Origin of the sequence: Ideonella benzenivorans (genome assembly GCF_020387415.1) — a bacterium.
In the GTDB taxonomy this organism is placed as follows: Bacteria; Pseudomonadota; Gammaproteobacteria; order Burkholderiales; family Burkholderiaceae_C; genus Ideonella; species Ideonella benzenivorans.
In genome coordinates this window covers 508776-526193 of sequence record NZ_JAGWCB010000007.1, presented here as the reverse complement: position 1 = coordinate 526193, position 17418 = coordinate 508776, and the positions used below count along the sequence as shown (strand labels likewise).

The 17418-nt window shown below is 68.2% G+C and carries 11 protein-coding genes; 7 read left to right on the top strand and 4 right to left on the bottom strand.

The genetic code is table 11. The annotated features are described in order from the left end of the window. Positions 1-43 precede the first annotated feature (43 nt). From KGA65_RS05345 to KGA65_RS05325, 5 genes are read left to right on the top strand one after another with little or no spacing between them, the layout of a single operon-like run. Positions 44-1045, top strand: coding sequence for a PDR/VanB family oxidoreductase (locus KGA65_RS05345; RefSeq protein ID WP_225862100.1), 1002 nt, complete (start codon positions 44-46; stop codon positions 1043-1045). Positions 1046-1065: 20 nt separating this feature from the next. Further along, the gene (locus KGA65_RS05340; RefSeq protein WP_225862099.1) at positions 1066-1596 is read left to right on the top strand and encodes a flavin reductase; all 531 of its coding nucleotides are present in this window, start codon (positions 1066-1068) and stop codon (positions 1594-1596) included. A gap of 15 nt (positions 1597-1611) precedes the next feature. Further along, positions 1612-2655, top strand: a complete 1044-nt coding sequence (locus tag KGA65_RS05335; RefSeq protein ID WP_225862098.1) for a ketopantoate reductase family protein — start codon at positions 1612-1614, stop codon at positions 2653-2655. A gap of 37 nt (positions 2656-2692) precedes the next feature. Next, complete coding sequence (locus KGA65_RS05330) at positions 2693-3457, top strand: class II aldolase/adducin family protein (RefSeq protein WP_225862097.1); 765 nt, start codon at positions 2693-2695, stop codon at positions 3455-3457. 24 nt (positions 3458-3481) lie between these two features. Continuing rightward, positions 3482-4780, top strand: a complete 1299-nt coding sequence (locus KGA65_RS05325; protein ID WP_225862096.1) for an amidase — start codon at positions 3482-3484, stop codon at positions 4778-4780. 21 nt (positions 4781-4801) lie between these two features. Here the strand turns inward: KGA65_RS05325 and proA are convergent, their stop codons facing one another. The 3 genes from proA to KGA65_RS05310 all read right to left on the bottom strand — a co-directional run bounded on the left by proA (position 4802) and on the right by KGA65_RS05310 (position 15773). Next, positions 4802-11485, bottom strand: a complete 6684-nt coding sequence (proA, locus tag KGA65_RS05320) for an anti-phage protein ProA (protein ID WP_225862095.1) — start codon at positions 11483-11485, stop codon at positions 4802-4804. Between the two features lie 181 nt (positions 11486-11666). Then, complete coding sequence (locus KGA65_RS05315; RefSeq protein WP_225862094.1) at positions 11667-14186, bottom strand: YbcC family protein; 2520 nt, start codon at positions 14184-14186, stop codon at positions 11667-11669. 18 nt (positions 14187-14204) lie between these two features. Continuing rightward, positions 14205-15773, bottom strand: a complete 1569-nt coding sequence (locus tag KGA65_RS05310) for an NADH-quinone oxidoreductase subunit L (RefSeq protein WP_225862093.1) — start codon at positions 15771-15773, stop codon at positions 14205-14207. 98 nt (positions 15774-15871) lie between these two features. Here KGA65_RS05310 and KGA65_RS05305 point away from each other — a divergent pair, with 98 nt between their 5' ends. Continuing rightward, positions 15872-16756 (top strand): LysR family transcriptional regulator, encoded by an 885-nt coding sequence (locus KGA65_RS05305; RefSeq protein ID WP_225862092.1) that lies wholly within the window; start codon positions 15872-15874, stop codon positions 16754-16756. After that, positions 16753-17067 (top strand): hypothetical protein, encoded by a 315-nt coding sequence (locus tag KGA65_RS05300; RefSeq protein ID WP_225862194.1) that lies wholly within the window; start codon positions 16753-16755, stop codon positions 17065-17067. The genes KGA65_RS05305 and KGA65_RS05300 overlap by 4 nt, the downstream gene beginning before the upstream one ends. Here the strand turns inward: KGA65_RS05300 and KGA65_RS05295 are convergent. Next, positions 17046-17195: a hypothetical protein gene (locus tag KGA65_RS05295; RefSeq protein WP_225862091.1), complete on the bottom strand. Its 150-nt coding sequence runs from the start codon at positions 17193-17195 to the stop codon at positions 17046-17048. The two genes, KGA65_RS05300 and KGA65_RS05295, sit on opposite strands and share 22 nt — an antisense overlap. Positions 17196-17418: the final 223 nt, after the last annotated feature.

The window sequence follows — 17418 nt, the reverse complement described above, 5'->3', positions numbered from 1 at the left end:
CCTTCTCACCCTTGCCCCACAAGCCCTGCCCAGGAACCTGCCGATGAGCACCGCCACCCTCTCCTCCCCCACCGCCGCCACGCTGGACGTGGTGGTGCGCGACCGCAGCCTGCAAGGTCAGGCCGTGGCCGTGCTGGCCCTGGCCGCCGCCGACGGCAGCGCCCTGCCCGCCTTCACCGCCGGCGCCCATGTGGACCTGCACCTGCCCGGCGGGCTGGTGCGCCCCTACTCGCTGTGCAGCGACCCGGCCGACACTCAGACCTACCGCCTGGGCGTGCTCAAGGACCCCGCCTCGCGCGGCGGCTCGGTGGCGGTGCACGCCGCCCTGCAGGCCGGCACCCGCCTGACCATCAGCGCCCCGCGCAACCACTTCCCGCTCGATGAACGCGCGCCGCACAGCGTGCTGGTGGGTGGCGGCATCGGCATCACGCCCATGCTGGCGATGGCCCACCGCCTGCACGCGCTGGGCGCCTCCTTCGAGCTGCACTACTGCGCTCGCAGCCGGGCCCAGGCCGCCTTCCTCGACGAGCTGGCCCAGGTCCCCTGGGCCGATCGCGTCACGCTGCACTTCGACGAGGCCGAGGAGCCCGGTGGGGCCGACAAGCTGCTGCCCGCCGCGGTGGTCAAGGCCGCCCCCGCCGGCAGCCACTTGTACGTCTGCGGCCCGGCGGGCTTCATGGACTGGGTGATGGCCGAGGCCGCCAGCGCTGGCCTGGCCGCGCCGCAGATCCACCGCGAGTACTTCAGCGCCCCGGTGGTCGCCGCCGACAACCCCAACCAGGCCTTCGACGTGGTGGCCCAACGCAGCGGCAAGACCGTGCACGTGGCCCCCACCGAGAGCCTGCTGAGCGCACTCCAGCGCATCGGCATCGAAGTGCCCGTCTCCTGCGAGCAGGGCGTGTGCGGCACCTGCGCCTGCACGGTGCTCGAAGGCGAGCCCGACCACCGCGACGCCTACCTCACCGACGAGGAGCGCGCCGCCAACGACCAGATCATGGTGTGCTGCTCGCGCTCGCGCTCGGCCCGCCTGGTGCTGGACCTCTGAACCCTACGCCCGGAGCTTCCATGGACGCGAGCGCCCCCTCTGTCTCTTCGCCGGTTTCGGTCGGCGAGTTCCGCAACGGCATGGCCCTGCTGCCCGGTGCCGTCACCGTCATCACCACCGATGGCCCCGAGGGTCCGGCGGGCTTCACCGCCTCGGCCGTCTGCAGCGTCACCGACAGCCCGCCCACCGTGCTGGTGTGCATGAACCGCTCGTCCTTTGCGCACCGCTTCTTCGCCGCCAATGGCGTGCTGTGCGTGAACGTGCTGAGCGCCGCGCAGCAGGATGTCTCCGGCCTGTTCGCCAACCGCGAGGTGGCGATGGCCGAGCGCTTTGCGCGCTGCCCCACCCAGACCCTGGCCACCGGCGCCCCGGCGCTGGCCGGCGCCCTGGTCAACCTCGATGGCCGCATCGTCGCCACCCACGAGGTGGGCACGCACAGCGTCTTCATCGTCGAACTGCAGCGTATCCAGGTGCCCGACGGGGCAACGGCCCTGCCAGGACTGGCCTATTTCAACCGCGGCTACCACGCCCTCGGCCAGGCTGCCGCCTGAACACCGCGCCCGCCCATGCCTTCGCTCTCTCCCGACTTGCCCGAGCGGCCCCGCATCCTGGTGGCCGGCGCCGGGGCCATTGGCTGCACGCTGGCCACCCGCCTGGCGGCCGCCGGCCACACCGTGAGCCTGCTGGCCCGCGGTCACACCTTGCAGACCGTGCGCGAACAGGGCCTGCGGCTCGATGACCTGAACGGCCGCACCGAGGTGCGCGTGCCCGTCGCCAGCCGGGCCGCGGACCTCGGCCCGCAGGACCTGGTCTTTCTGTGCAGCAAGGCCCAGGACCTGCCCGCGCTGAGCGCGCAGGTGCTGCCGGTCCTGGCGCCCGGCGCCCTGGTCGTGCCGCTGGTCAACGGCGTGCCCTTCTGGTACTTCCACCGCTGCGGCCAGCGCTTCGAGGGCCAGGCCGTGCAGGCCGTGGACCCGGACGGCCAGCTGCTGCGGCAGCTGCCGATGGACCGGGTGCTGGGCGCGGTGGTCTTCGTCACCGCCGAGTCGCCCGAACCGGGCTGGTGTGTCTCACGCACCCCGCACCTGATCATGCTGGGTGAACTGGGCGGCGGTCTGGCGCCGCGGCTGCAGGCGGTGTGCCAGCTGCTGAGCAGCGCCGGCATCGAAGGCCGGCCGCTGGAGCGCATCCGCGACAAGCTCTGGACCAAGCTGATCGCCAACCTCACCTCCAACCCGCTGTCGGTCGTCACCGGCGCCACGCTCGAAGAGATCTACACCCGCGACTCGCTGCTGCCCACCGTGCGCGCGGTGATGCACGAGGTGATGCTGGCCGCCAGCGCCTATGGCGCGCGGCTGGAGATCGACCCCATCGAATTCATCCAGCTGGGTGCGGCGATGGGCCCGGTGCGCACCTCCATGCTGCAGGACCTGGAGCGCGGCCGCCCGCTGGAGCTGGCCGCCATCGGCGACGCGATGGTGGAGCTGGGCGCGCACTACGGCCTGCCCATGCCCGCCACCCGGGCACTGATCGACCTGGCGCGCTGGCGCCAACCCCGTCTCCAGGCCGAGGCGCCCCAGCCTCAGGCCGCTCCCCCCGTCGCGGCCTGAGGCCGCCCTCCTGCTTCACCCCACCCCGGAACGCCCCATGGACCTCACCCCCAACGCCGCCGAACTCAAGCCCGCCCACATCAGCGATGCCGAATGGGCCCTGCGCGTGCAACTGGCCCACTGCTACCACCTGGTCGACTTCTTCGGCTGGACCGAGACCATCTTCAACCACATCTCGGCCCGCCTGCCCGGCACCGACCATTACCTGGTCAACCCCTTCGGTCTGAACTACGACGAGGTCACGCCGGCCAACCTGCTCAAGGTGGACATCGACGGCCACAAGATCGAGCCCTCGCCCTACGACGCCAACCCGGCCGGCTTCGCGCTGCACGGCGCCATCCACGGCGCGCGCGAGGACATCCACTGCCTGATCCACACCCACACCACGCCGATCTCGGCCATCGCGTTGAAGCGGGCCGGCTTCAGCCACGACGACTTCTACGGCGCCCAGCTCTACGGCCGCGTGGGCTACCACACCTTCGAAGGCATCACGCTGTTCGCCGACGAGAAGCCGCGCATGCTGGCCAGCCTGGGTGAGAAGCACATCCTGGTGCTGCGCAACCACGGCATCGCCGTCGGCGAGATGGACATCCCGCGCGCCTTCTTCCTGCTCTGGACGGTGCAGCGCGCCGCCGAGATCCAGGTGGCCGCCGGCAGCATCCCGGGCGACAACGTGGCCCTGCCGGACAGCATTGGCGAGCGCTGCGCCCACCTGACGGCCGAGCTGATCCGCGACAGTGGCTTCGCGGAGAAGTTCTTCAACGCGATGGTGCGCCAGATGCACGCCAAGCGCGCCCACTGAGCCACCGCCACGAAAGCAATTGCCATGCCCCAGGACACCGCCCCTCTGCCACCCCACGTGGCCGACGCCCACTGCCGCAGCGCCTGCGACACCCGCCAGCAGATCCGCGCCGGCCAGCTCAGCGCCCGCCAGGCGGTGCAGGACTGCATCCACCGCGTTCAGCAGCAGGAACCGGCCGTCCGGGCCTGGCAGTCGTTCGACCCCGCGGTGCCCCTGGCCCAGGCGGAGCGCCCGGCCAACGGCCTGCTGCAGGGCATCGCCATCGGCCTGAAGGACCTGATCGACACCCGCGCCTGGCCCACCGGCTACGGTTCACCCATTTACGAGGGCCACCAGCCCGACCGCGATGCCTGGGTGGTGCGCGCCGTGCAGGCCCAGGGCGGCGTGCCGATGGGCAAGCTGGTCACGACCGAGTTCGGCTACTTCCAGCCCGGCCCCACCGCCAACCCCTGGGACACCGCGCGCACGCCCGGCGGCTCCTCCAGCGGCTCGGCCGCGGCGGTGGCCGCCGGCATGGTGCCGCTGGCCTTCGGCACCCAGACCGCCGGCTCGCTGATCCGGCCAGCCTCCTACTGCGGCGTCTGGGCTCTGAAGGCCACGCACGACCGCTATCCGCTCGACGGCATCAAGGGCCTGTCGCCCTCGCTGGACACGCTGGGCTGGATGGCGCGCAGCGCCGACGACCTGGAGCTGCTGCGCGCCGCGCTGGACCAGGAAGACTTCGCCCCGCTGCCCGCCGTGGCCCGCCCGCGCCTGCTGTTCAGCCCCACCCACCTGGCGCCGATGCTGGACGCCGGGGGCGCCGCCGCCTGGGCCGAAGGCCTGCAGCGCCTGGGCCAGGCCGGCATCCCGCTGGAGGATGCCGCGCTGCCGCCGCTGCTGACCACGCTGTTCGAAGCGCAGAAGACCATCATGGCCTGGGAGGCCAGCCGCAGCCTGGCCGCTGAGCTGGCGGCCCACCGCGACCGCATGGGCGCCGCGCTGGTGCAGCTGCTGGACCACGGCCAGACCGTGACCCAGGCCGCCTATGACGACGCCCAGGCCCTGGCCCGCCAGGGCCGCAGCTGGCTGGCCACCCGACTGCAGGGGGTGGACGCGCTGCTGGTGCCGGCCGCCCCGGGCGAAGCCCCGCTGGGCCTGGCGGCCACCGGCGACCCGGCCTTCAGCCGCGTCTGGAACCTGCTGGGCAACCCCTGCGTCAACGTGCCCGGCCTGTTCAGCCCGCACCGCATGCCCATTGGCCTGCAACTGGTGGGCCACCCGCAACGCGAACGCGACCTGCTGGCCGTGGCCAAGCGGGTGGGTGAGGTGATGGGCGCCTGAGCGGCCCGAGTCCAACCGCCATCAGGAGGGCGGCGATTCGCGGAATCGCCGCAGTGCCTCCTCCAGCCGGCCTCGGCTCGCGGCCCTCAGCCGCAAGATGCCCATTTCCCGGGCCATCGCCACCAGATTCTCGTCATCGCTGACCAGCGGATCGACGACGCATGCGGCCAGGGCCACGAGCTCCTCCATGCACACTTCATCCATCAAGCGCTGAGCATCTGACTCGGGGAATCTAAAGGCCACCTGACTGCCCATCGCCATGGTCTCTGGCCAATAGAACGTCCCCACCCCTTCTCGGGTGCTCTGGCAGATCCGCCGAGCGACGTCCTCCACCCGTTCCTGAATCCGGCTGCCGGTGCGCTGCCAACCGTGGGCACGCGAGATGCGTCGGGCCAGCACCAGATCAAGCACAGGCCCCTCCTTCCCCACGACATACGCGATCATCGCCATCAGCCGTTGGTCGTAATCCTTGTCAAAGAAGGCATTGGGGTCGACATCCTCGACAGCCTCGGCCGGGTTGCACTCGACGTAAACCGGTCTCCCAATGGCTTCAACCGACTCACCGGCAGACACCCGCCGAGCATAGACCTCCGGAACCTCAGCACCAGCCTCCGGCTTCACCGACAACGGATCATGGCCAGCGTCCACGGGAGGAAGATGAGCAGGTGTTGGTGCAAGCCCATTCGGGATCTGCGCCCTGGCCTTTTCGATCATCTCTCGCGCCACAGTCTCTGCCGCAGCCCGTTCGGCTTCCACTGCACGCCGCGTGCGGCTGATGGCCAGAAGGTCATCCAACTGCCGACAGACACGATCCAGTGTGCCGCTCGGGTCCACCCACCAATCGGTCGACCAGATGCGCAAGATCTCCCAACCCAGTCCACGTAACACCTGCTCCCGGAGCAGGTCCCGGTCACGCGCCGTCGCTGACCGGTGGTAGGTGGCCCCATCGCACTCGATCCCGGCCAGATAGCGGCCAGGGGCATCGGGGTGTACGACAGCGAGGTCCACACGAAACGCAGAGGCACCGACTTGGGTGTGCAACGTCCACCCCTTCTGAGCCAGAGCGCCCGCGACAGCCTCCTCAAACGGACTCTCGAATCCGCCAAGACTGCCAGCCGTCACCTCGAAGAGCGCGCGAGTGCCACGCTCGGCGAACTCCAAGAAGTGCTTCAAATCGCGGACACCCAAGGCCTGCGTCCTCGACAGATCGATCTGCTCTCCCTTGAGCGTCGAGAAGACCCTCAACTCCCGCCGCGCACGCGTGATGGCGACATTGAGACGACGCTCGCCGCCGGTTCGGTTCATCGGACCGAAGTTCATGGACACATGGCCTGCGTCGTCGGGCCCATAGGTGATGGAGAAATACATGATGTCGCGCTCATCACCCTGGACACTCTCCAGATTCTTGACAAACACAGGCTCGAGCTCAGACTCGGAGAAATACGACTCCAAGCGGGGGTCTCGACGGCGCTCCTCATCGAGCAGGTCTTCAATGAGCTTCTGCTGCTCAGTATTGAAAGTGACCACGCCAATCGTCAGCTTCGAGTCCCTGAAGCCTGGTGCGCTCAGGCGACTGACGATGTCGGCGACCAGTGCCCTTGCCTCAGGCTTGTTGACCCGCGCACCGCCCTTCTCGTAGAGGCCCTGCACATGGTGAAAGCTGACTGCACCATCCTCTGTCACGGGTGATGGGAAGGTCACCAGTCTGCCGCCGTAATAGCGGTGATTCGAGAACGCAATCAGACTCTCGTTGCGGCTGCGGTAGTGCCAGGAAAGATCGAGTGTGGGCAGGCTGGCCCCCATGCACTCGTCCAGAATGCTCTCCATGTCGCCTTCGACGTCCTCGTCGTCCACCGAGGATTCCGCTCGATCAAAGAAGTTCGTCGGCGGCAACTGCTTCGGGTCCCCCACCATCACCACCTGCTTGCCACGAGCGATGGCACCAATCGCATCCCATACCGGGATCTGAGATGCTTCATCGAACACGACCACATCAAAGGGTGCAGCATCTGCAGCCAGATACTGCGCAATGGACAGAGGACTCATCAGCAGACATGGGGTGAGCTGCGTCAAAGCGTTCGGGATGTTGCTCATCAACTCGCGCAGCGGCTTGTGCGCCCGTTTCTTGGTGATCTCGTGCCGGAGGAAGCCCCACTCAGAGCTTCGGGTCACGTCATCCTGCGCTGGCAAGGCCTTGCAGAGATTAGCCCTCAACCAGGCCTTGGTCAGATCCGTGAAACGACCATCCAGCATCTTGAAATCGAGAATGCGTCGCTCGTGTTCCGCAGAGACAAACGACCGGATCACCGGTTCGCTGTCCACCACGGCATTCAGCCACCATCGGCAGTAGTTGGTCTCAAAGACCCGACGCACATCCGCAGGCGACACCGCACCGCTGACAAGCCCGCCCACGAGCGGACTCAATCCGACGGCCATCGCCTGCTGGCTGGCCTTGCGCCACGCACACCACGCATTGAGCTTGTGTTCCGAAGCGATGATCTCTTTGCAGCGGCGTTGGATCTCATGCAGATCCGCATCGTGATAGAAGGCCAGGCCCTCCGTCGTGAAGGCCCCAAGACTGCCGATGCGATCGACGAAGGGCTGTAGACGTTCCAGTGCCGCCAGATAGCCTCGCCCCGTCTCGGCAACCGGCCCTGCGGCATCGAGAAGTGCATTGCCATCGGTCACCAGTGCCTCGAGGCGATGACACACCTCCGTGACTTCCTCCGGGCTGGCTGCCAGATTGGCCACCGCCGCCGCGATGGAGCGCTGGAAGGATATGGCTTTCTGAAGCGCCTCCAGATCGGTCTCCAGCCCCTTCCAGAGTCCAGGACATGAGACCTGCAAGTCCGCCAGACCGGACAGCTTCCCTTCAATGCCCTCGCGCTCCTTGAGCACGGCGTGATCTCTCGCCAAACGCTCTCCACATACACCCTGGGCCACCAGGCTGAAGTTGGGGGCCAACGCGCCCGACGCACGCAGCTGAGAGAGCGCACCAGTGAATGCGATGGCCGCCTCCAGTGCCGGCAGGTCCGTTTCCAATCCCGCCCAGAGGTGATCCGTACTCCCTTCGAGAGCCACCCAGTCACCCAGCTGGATGTCCAGTTGCCGGAGCTGCTCGAGCTTGCGGACTTCGGCCGAGAGGGCTTCTCCCCCCCGTCCCGCCACCAGTGGCTCCAAGCCATCCATCGTCCAGCGCCCTTCCGCCCGAGCAGCCGTCAAGGCGCTCTGCAGGGCGACTGCGGCCTTCAACACATCCACACGGGACTTCAGGCCATGCCAGATGCCCTTCAGTTCGTCGGCGACCTCAAGCTTCGCCACCTCCGACCGCCGGTCCCGAATAGCCACCAGGACCTTCAGGTCCTCTGCGACCTTGGGTTCGCCCTGCCCGGCAACCACCGCCTCCAGCGCTTGCCGTACCTTGCGACTGCCCAGCCAAGACAGCGGCCAAACGGCCTTGCTGGCCTTGGCCTGGTCGCGGCTGAGCTGATAGACGTTCAATTCCTCGACGGCATCGGAATATCGAACCGAGAGCGATCGTTGGAGTGCCTGAATGCCTTCCAGCAGCCCGAGGCCTTTGCTCAGGATCTCAAGAACGAACGGTGGCCATGGCGCTGCCAAGCTTGCAAGCAGGTCACGGCGTGCCTGCAACAGAGCCGCCGCTCTCGAGGCCTGCTCCCTCACGGAAGGCTCCCAACCACTCGACAGCTGCTGGCACAGTGCAGCGTGAGTGGTCAGAAGGTCCTTCCCCGCCAGCAGGCGTTCCGCCAACATCCGCGCCTCGGGTGCGAACGCAAATCGCCAGTCACGCCCTGCAGCAAGAGGCAAGCACCTGGCCAAGGAGCCGAGGGCCACCCGCACACGGCGCGTCAGGGGCACCTCTGAAAGCCGAATCGTCGATCGGAAGCGGTCGCAGGCCACCCACACGACATCACACTCGACCAACAGTTTCCGGGCAGCCTCCATGAGACTTCGCTGCCAAGAGGGAGACCAATCGGTTTGTCCCACGTCGGACAAAGGCCCGTTCGCCAAGGCGGGAGCTCCGACGGTGGACGCATTCACCTCCAGCTTGGCCACGACCTCCCTGAGCAGCTCCATGTCTTTCACCGAATGGGCGGAATGCGAAGCCCACGAGAAAGGCAATACCGGGACATCCGCCCCATCGACCACCACGCCAATGGCGTCGTAGATGGAGTAGCCATTCGCGTGCCGGTGATGAAGGCGATCGACATAGGTGTTGAGCGCATCACGCGTCTTCTTCAATCGCGTGGCTTCCTCGTGCCAGACCGCTGTATCCACCTCACCTCGGGCATCCCAGGCGCTCTTGAGCTGAGCAAGAACATCCGTCTTGCGTGCCTTGCTGGAATGCAGCTCCAGGCAGAACTCACCCAGTCCCACCTCTCGCAGGCGCCGGTAGACCACATCCAGGGCCGCGATCTTCTCCGAGACGAACAGCACACGCTTACCTTCTGCCAGGCATTGCGCAATGAGGTTCGAGATCGTCTGACTCTTGCCTGTTCCAGGCGGCCCGATCAGCACGAAGTCCTTGCCTCTGGCGGCGGCCATCACGGCCGCCAACTGGGACGAATCGGCCGGCAACGGACAGAAGGTCTGTCCTGGCTCGAAGTCCCGGTCCAGGGCCCGCGGGTTGGGAAAGCCCGCCGCTTGAGGATAGGGATCGCGCGGGGTGTCGATCAGGTGCTTGACCACGGGGTTCAAGCGAAGCTGATCGGTGCGCTGGACCAAGTCCACCCACATCAGGTATTTGGCAAAGGAGAACGACGACAGGACGACTTCCTCAGAAACCTCCCAACCCTTGATGTCCTTGACAGCGAGCGACACGGTCTTCCAGATCCTCGCGATGTCCAGCCCGGCGTCGTCCCGGGGCAGCTCGCCGTCTGCGATGCCGATGTTCAGCTGAAAATCCTGCCGGAGCATCTCGATGAGCGTCGGGTTGAACCGCGGCTCATCGTCGTGCAGGGTCATCGAGAAGCCTGACCTGACACTGCGCCGATTCAACGCCACAGGGATCAAGACCAGCGGCGCCTTGTACTTCGTATCCTCCTTGTCCGCCCGATTCCAACTCAGGAAACCAAGGGCCAGGAACAAGGTGTTGGCCCCACCCTCCTGCAGCGTCGAACGGGCAGACCGGTACAGCTCGACCATCCGCGCCTCGAGCTCTTCCGGGGCGAGGTCGATGAACGCCTCTCTGCGATTCAGTGCATCGAGTGCGAACTGCCGGCGCAGGTCTTCCCTGCTCCGACCTTCGTGGATGTCCTGGCTGCGCGGGTCACGCCCATCCATCAGCTCTGGTTTCGGAAGGAGTTTGATCTCCTTGCCGTCGGACATCAGGTCTTCGAGCAATCCGGGATCGGGCGCATCCAGTTTGACGGCCCTCTTCGAAGCGCGAAAGTTCAGCAGGTTGTTGCGCAACGACAGGTCCAGGAGCTTGCGCTGCCACCGCGCGAGTCTGTCCTTGGGGTCGAGCGTCGTCTCGCTACCGTCCAGAACATCGTCCTCGGGAAGGTCGGGCGCCTCCTCCCAAGTCACCTTGTCGTCGACGCCCATGTCGGCCAGCACTTGAGTCTGAAGCGACTCTGGGCTCGACAAGGGCTTGATGCGCTGCAATCGGGCACGTCGGATGTCGACGGCCAACTCGAAGGTGTCCTCCTTCTCCTCGGCAATGTGTGCTGCCCCGACTTCGGCGGCCCGGCTGAAAGGCACGGACGGCCGCTGAGTTGCCAAGGTGGTCTCGAACAAGACCAGCTCGTTGAGCTTCAGCCGCTTCCGCAGCGCTGTGACGTCATCGACCACCGTCGTCGAGAATTCCTCCGGCTTGAGCCACAACCCGGCAAACGCGTGTCCCCGCGTGAACACCACAATCGGATTCAACCCGATCTGCTCCAGCGTTGAACAAAACAGCAGCGCCAGATCCATGCACGTTCCCAGCCCCGAATCAGCGATCTGGGTGGCGCCACGGATCTTCTGCCCACGGTGCTCGAAACTGGCAGGCGGCAGGGCGTAATCCAGCTTCATGGAAGCCACTGCACTCCAGACGGCACTGGCGAACTCCCAGGCGCGCTTGGCTTTGCCCTGCTTGTACCCATCCAACGCCGGGTCCTTCCCATGCTCGCGCAGCAATTCGGCCGTCTTCTTCAGCAAGCGATCCACCGCAGGGTCGTTCGGCTGAACAAATGCCGCCACCATGTCCGGCAGATGCGCTAGGCCACCCCACTGATTGCGGGGGAGCAACTCGACAGCTCGGGACGTTTCCGCGAGCGGCTCGCCGTCACCACCTGCTGCGTGGACAGAGAGGGTGAGCGTCGCCGCTTCAGCTTCCGTGAGTCGGGTCAGCAGCTGACCGTCGAGCTGCACATCGAGGTCGCGAATGCGATACCGCTCGCTCGCCTGGACGGCCTCGAGACGCCAGGTCTTCGGTCGGAAAAATGGGGGAATGGAGCTCAACGAGAGCTCAAGCGGTCCTGTGTCTTCGGCAAGCGTGCTTTCCAGCGCCAGCTCTCTGATCAAGGGAACGGCGTTCTGAAAATCGGCCAGACTCAGCTTCGGCGCCACCGTGACTTCAATGGCAAGCGCCGGCTGGGGAGGAGCGGCAGTCTCCTTGCCTTCAGCAGGCACAGAAGCGTTTTGCGGAAGCACACCATCCGCGGCCTGCAGTCCCCGCAGGAGCTCTTTCTCGTCGGACATCCGTCGCCCTTTCGATCTCGTTCGACTCAGGGCATTCGATGGCCCTCCCCTGGCGTCAGGGATCCCCCCGTACGCGTAACGTTCTGTATATTGCCACGACAGCCTGTGCTGGATATCCATCCATCGGAGCGTTCCCAGTCCAGCCGGACTGCGGCGACAGAGGGTTCCAGAGGTCCATCCCTCAGGCCCGGCGGGCCTCTTCCGCCAGGGCGCGCCACTGCCCTGCATGGCGCCGCACCAGGCCCGGCCCGTCAAAGCGCCACAGGTGCAGCCAGCCGTTCTCCACCAGCTGGCGCACCACCGCGTGCTCGGCGATCACCTGTTCGATCGCCGCTGCCGGCGCGTCGATGACCACGGTCAGCCGCAGCGGTTCGTGCACCCAGCGCCGGCCGTCGTGCACCGACTGGCGGGCCAGGCCGACCCGCAGGTCGCCGCCATTGCCCTCGAACACGCCGATGTGGCCGCCCACCACGTTGTGCAGCAGCTTGTTGCCGCTGCCCAGCCGCTCGGGGTCACAGACCGCCGCGTGGTACTGCCAGTTGATCCAGTGCGCGACCAGCATCGGCGCGGTCATCAGCTGCGCCAGCAGCCGGCCCGCGGGGTCCAGCGCGGGGTCGTAGTCGTGCAGAAAGACCCGGCCGTCCAACGCCAGCCCGCGGGTGCGGGCGCGCGGCGCGATGACCATCGCTGCGTTGCCGCTCAGGCCCCATTCCGGGCGGGTCTGCGCCCCGTCGTTGGCGCGCCGACGCAGCGCGGTGAACAAGGCCGCTGACGGCAGGGCCGGGTCCAGGCCCAGGCTGGGCGCACGCTCGCGCCGCACCTGCTCGCCCGCCCGGGCAAAGGCCGCCTGGGCCTGCGCCAGGCGCGGTGCGGCCTCGGCCGGCAGAAGATCGGTGTCGAACCACTCCAGCTCGTCGGTGGTGGTGTTGTGCAGGGCGGCGGCGAACACGGTCTGCGCCGGCACCGTCACCCCCTGGGCGGCCAGCCCGGCCCGCACCGCCGGGCGGTTCAGCAGCTGCGCCAGCGCCCGCACATTGGCCTCGCCCGTCTGCCCGCCGCAGGCGCCGCAGTCCAGGCCGGCGCTGTGCGCGTTGTTGGCGGTCTGGCTGCCGTGGCCCACCAGCAGCACCAGCGGCGCCAAGCCCTGTGGCGTGCCCACCAGGCTCATGGACCGCAACACCCGCGCCGCCAAGGCCACCTGTTCGTCGACGGACAAGCCGGTGAGCGTGGGCCGACACAGCGGCCGGTAGCGCGCCGACACGCCCGTCAGATCGGCTCGGGCGCGCGGCGCGGTGGAGGGACGCAGCCAGCCGAACAGGCCACCCAGGTAGCCCAACCCGGCCGCCTCGACATAGGAGAACGCCGTGCCCGGCCAGCGGCTGGTGGCGCCCTGCTGGTGGGCCCGCGCCAGCGCCTGCCGGCGGGCCGCGGCCACCTGGGCCGTCTCCGCCGCCGGCAGTGCCTGGCCATCGGCGCCGACCAGGGTGTCGGTGATCGTCATCGACGGGACCAGCAGGCCCGGCAGCTGCGGCCGGTGCAGCGGCGTGCCCAGCGGCGCATAGGCCGCCGGCACGCCGAAGAAGCCGGCAAAGCCCACGGTCTGCACCGCCGGCCAGGTGGCCTCCACCGCGCGGCGCAGGCGTTCGCTGCGCACGTCGATGCAGAACACGGCCTGCACCTCGGCGGGCGACGGAGCGGGTTGCCCGGCCTGCGGCGCCTGCCGCAGCGCCTGCGCCAGGCCACGCTGGTAACCCTGCTCCAGCGCCACCTGCCAGACCTCGTCGATCCACAGCGTCGCCTCGGCCCGGGCCAGGCGCTGCGGGGCGTGCTGCCAGGCCTGTTGCAGCGCGGCCAGGGCCTGATGGGCCGCGCGGTCGGTCTTGCACTCAACCAGCAGCGCGCCCCAGGCCAGGCGGATGGCCAGCAGGTCACGCAGGTGGTCGTCGTGGCCGCCCTGCTGCTGGGCCTGCCAGCCCAGGTAGGCACACCAGCCGGCCCAACCCTGCACCGTCCACAGCACCGCTTCCAGGTAATCGGCCCACACGACCGGGTCCAGGCCCTGGCGCTCCAGGGCCCAGCGCTCGGCCTGCTGGCGGGTTTCGGGCAGCGCATGCAGGCCCTCGTGCAGCGCCGGCAGGCCCATCAGCCAGCCGATGCCGTGGTCGTTCACCAGGCTGTCGCGCCAGAAGGCAAACAGGCCACTGCCGCGCGCGGGCTGCCAGTCGGCCTGGTGGCGGTCGAAGTAGGCCGCGCAGGTCTGGCTCACCTGGTGGGTGATGGCTTGGCGCCAGCTCAGGCGCTCCTGCCGGCGCGGGTCGTCGTCCAGCGTGTCGATCAGCAGCGGCAGCGGCGCGATGTCGGCCGGCTGCGCCAGCGCTTGCAGGCAATCGGCTTCCAGCTCGGCCGGATGGCCCAGTTGCGCCAGGGCGGCCCGCAGGTCGGCCGGCTGGATGCGTCCTTCGTTCCACGCCTGGGCCACCCAAGCCCGGGAAGGCAGCACCTGCACCCCGGCCAGCACGGCCAGACGGGCCGCCACCTGGCGCACCGGCTGGCCAACGCGCTGCCAGTGCGGGTTGACGGCGATCGATTGGTCCAGCGGCCAGGTGGGCGCGAACACGCGACAGGCCTGCGCGCAGGCGGCCTCCACGCGGGGGGCGATGTCCTCACGCACCGGGGGCTCCGCCCAAGACAGCTCACGCATGATCCCACTCCCCTTCATTCACTTCAGCGGCACGGGCCGCAGGGCCGACACCGCCCCCACCGGCGCCCGGCCGCGCCAGGCCCCCGCCGCCCAGCGGCTGGGCCACAGCCGGCAGGCCAGGCGGGTGACCCCGTCGTCCACGTAATAGCCGGCATAGGTCCAGCGCCGCGCGGCCGACCACACCCCGCGCTGCCACTGCAGCGCGGCCAGGCCCAGGTACAAGCCCCCCAGCCCCAGCACGGCCAGCAGGCCCAGCCAGGGGTGCGCTTGGTCCGTCACCCCCAGCGGCACCTGGTGGCCGACCCAGGCAGCCAGCGTCAGGCCCAGCACCCAGCCCAGCCCGGTGCCCCAGGCCGCCACACGCGCCCGGGTCGGCTCGCCAGCGGCAGCCGGCTGCCACAGCAGCGGCGCCCAGGCCAGGGCCAGCGCCACCGTCCACCACCCCGGCCAGCCGGCCCCCGGCAGCTGCAGCACCAGCAGCACCGCGGCGCCGGCCACCCAAGGCGCCAGCCACAGGCTCCAGCGCGCCACCGGCGCGGGCGTGCCCAGCATCTGCTCGCGCGTTTCACGCACCACGTCGGCCGCGGCCAGGAAATGGTGGGCCTTGTAGAGCGAATGGCCGATCAGGTGCAGCGCGGCCATGTGGTACAGACCCAGCCCGCACTCCAGCACCAGAAAGCCCATCTGCGCCACGGTGGACCAGGCCAGCCGCACCTTGATGCTGATACGGGTCAGCATGCCGAAGGCCGCCAGCAAGGCACTGCCCAGGCCGGCCACGACCAGCAGGCCGCGGGCCAGCGGCGAGGCCTCCAGCCAGGGCGCGAAACGGATCAGCACAAAGCCCCCGAGGTTCACCACGCCGGCATGCAAGAGCGCCGACACCGGCGTGGGGGCCTCCATCACCTGCAGCAGCCAGCCGTGCAGCGGCACCAGCGCCATGCGCACGATGACCGCCAGCGCCAGCGCCACCGCCGCCAGGCTCAAGCCCGGGGTGGGCGCATGGGCCAGCGCCGCCGAAATGGAGCCGCTGTCCACCGTGGTCCACGCGGCGCCGGCCGCCAGCAGCAGCAGCCCATCGGCCAGCCGGTCGCTGACGCGCTTCTTGTGGGCCGCCAGCTGGGCGAAGGGCCGCTCGGGGTAGAAGCACAACAGGCCGTGCAAGGCCCGCCCCACCAGCGCCCAGGCCGGCAGCAGAATCAACCAGTGGTCGGCCAGCAGCAGCAGCTGCACCGCGCCCAGCACGCCGGCGAAGCCGCGCACCGCGCGGCCCTGGCCCGCTTCCCCCTGCAGGTAACGCTGGGCGAACGCGCCGATGACCATGCCCAGGAACTGCACCAGCAGTGCCAGCCAGGCCACCGGCAGACTCGTCGCCAGGCCCGGCAGCAGCCGGGCCGGCACGCCCAGGGCCTGCAAGACCAGCGCGGCCAGCGCCGCCGCCACGCCAAACACCGTGCCCCAGCGGAACACCGACCAGGCCACCGAGGCCCGCCCTTGCCTGTCCAACCCATCCGCCGCCCCGGCCGCAGCCGCCATCCACAGTGCAGGCAGCAGGGTGCACAGGGTCAACACAAGAGACAGCAAGGACATCGCGCAGCAGGTCAGCCAGAACAGCCGTCATCATGCGGACAAGCCATCGTTCTGTAAAATACAAGCTAAAGAACGTTTTGTTCTTTTTTACAGAACAAATGAACCTGGAACAGCTCAACTTCCGCCACCTGTTCTACTTCTGGCAGGTGGCGCGCCTGGGCCACCTGACCCGGGCGGCCGAGGCGCTGCACACCTCGCAATCGGCCTTGTCGGCACAGATCCGGCAACTGGAGGAACGCCTGGGCGAGCGCCTGTTCGACCGCCAGGGCCGGCGGCTGACGCTGACCAGCTCCGGCCAGCTGGTACAGGCCTATGCCGACAACATCTTCGGCCTGGGGCAGGAGATGCTGGGGCGCTTGCAGGGCGATGGCGAGGGCGTTCAGCGCCTGCGCATCGGCAGCGTGGCCACGCTGTCGCGCAACTTCCAGGAGAACTGGCTGCGGCCCGCCCTGGCCAACCCGAAGGTGATGCTCTCGCTGGAATCCGGCACGCTGGACGGCCTGGTGCAACGCCTGAAAGGCCACCACCTGGACGTGGTGCTGGCCAACGAGGCCGTGCCGGCCGACCCTGACCACCCGCTGCACTGCCGGCTGGTGGGCAGCCAGTCCGTCTCGCTGGTGGGGCCCGCGGCCGCCTGGGCCGGCCGCACCCTGCGCCTGCCCGAAGACCTGGACGGTCTGGACATGGTGCTGCCCGGCCCGCGCCATGCACTGCGTGCCCAGTTCGACGCGCTGTGCGACACGGCCACGGTGCGCCCGCGGGTGCGCGCCGAGGTGGACGACATGGCCATGCTGCGTCTGCTGGCCCGCGACAGCGGCTGGCTGGCCCTGCTGCCCGAGGTGGTGGTGCAGGACGAGTTGCGCGGCGGCGTGCTGTGCGTGGTCGGCCAGAGCGACCGGCTGCGGGAGAACTTCTATGCGGTGACGCCGCCGCACCGGCTCAGGCCGGAGTTGCTGGATGCGCTGCTGGCGCCGGGACGGTGAGAAACGACAAAGGGGGAGCAGGTCAATCCCTGCAGACCCATGGGGCGGCGTGGAGGCGCATTGATGCGATTGCAGATTGCGCTGAACGCTATTTGTTCTTCAACTTGCCTTTGGGCAAGACCGAAGTGGTTGGCGGAATGGGACGGGTAGAGCTGGAGGGGGATTCCTTTGGAGGACTGGTGTCCTTTTTAGGTTTCTTCACCATCTTGTTGCCGCGCTGTTCACCTTTGGGCATGACGCACTCCTTGTCAAACGTCCGGCGTTTTGAAAACGCGTTCTTGGTCAGGACTCAGTCGGTGGAGGGGGACTGAATTGGAGACGAAGCGCTTGATTGCTCCGTCTGTGCTGGCTGGGTCTTGCGCTGAGCCTTCTCAAGCTTCTTCTGCTTTTTCTGCTGCTCGCGCTGACGCTTCTCGAACTGGTAATTGGGCTTTGCCATGACTTGCTTTCTGAAGGGTTTGGGGTCACCTTACCATCAGAGCAGGCACGTTCACCTTTTGTAGGCTTGGCGCGCTGTAGACATCGCGCCATGACCGACAGCCCCGGACCATACCGCTTCACAAGCCGGTCCACGATCGCGCCAAGTCCTTGTTCTGGCGGGTCTTCTCCCGGATGGACTGGCTTTCGTCCAACCCCCATGGACCGCCAGAGCGGCGCTTGGC

What these genes read in the sequence shown, in the direction of transcription:
- KGA65_RS05345 (WP_225862100.1), top strand. Translation starts at nt 44, where the DNA reads ATGAGCACCGCCACCCTCTCCTCCCCCACCGCCGCCACGCTGGACGTG.
- KGA65_RS05340 (WP_225862099.1), top strand. Translation starts at nt 1,066, where the DNA reads ATGGACGCGAGCGCCCCCTCTGTCTCTTCGCCGGTTTCGGTCGGCGAG.
- KGA65_RS05335 (WP_225862098.1), top strand. Translation starts at nt 1,612, where the DNA reads ATGCCTTCGCTCTCTCCCGACTTGCCCGAGCGGCCCCGCATCCTGGTG.
- KGA65_RS05330 (WP_225862097.1), top strand. Translation starts at nt 2,693, where the DNA reads ATGGACCTCACCCCCAACGCCGCCGAACTCAAGCCCGCCCACATCAGC.
- KGA65_RS05325 (WP_225862096.1), top strand. Translation starts at nt 3,482, where the DNA reads ATGCCCCAGGACACCGCCCCTCTGCCACCCCACGTGGCCGACGCCCAC.
- proA (WP_225862095.1), bottom strand. Translation starts at nt 11,485, where the DNA reads ATGTCCGACGAGAAAGAGCTCCTGCGGGGACTGCAGGCCGCGGATGGT.
- KGA65_RS05315 (WP_225862094.1), bottom strand. Translation starts at nt 14,186, where the DNA reads ATGCGTGAGCTGTCTTGGGCGGAGCCCCCGGTGCGTGAGGACATCGCC.
- KGA65_RS05310 (WP_225862093.1), bottom strand. Translation starts at nt 15,773, where the DNA reads ATGTCCTTGCTGTCTCTTGTGTTGACCCTGTGCACCCTGCTGCCTGCA.
- KGA65_RS05305 (WP_225862092.1), top strand. Translation starts at nt 15,872, where the DNA reads ATGAACCTGGAACAGCTCAACTTCCGCCACCTGTTCTACTTCTGGCAG.
- KGA65_RS05295 (WP_225862091.1), bottom strand. Translation starts at nt 17,195, where the DNA reads ATGGCAAAGCCCAATTACCAGTTCGAGAAGCGTCAGCGCGAGCAGCAG.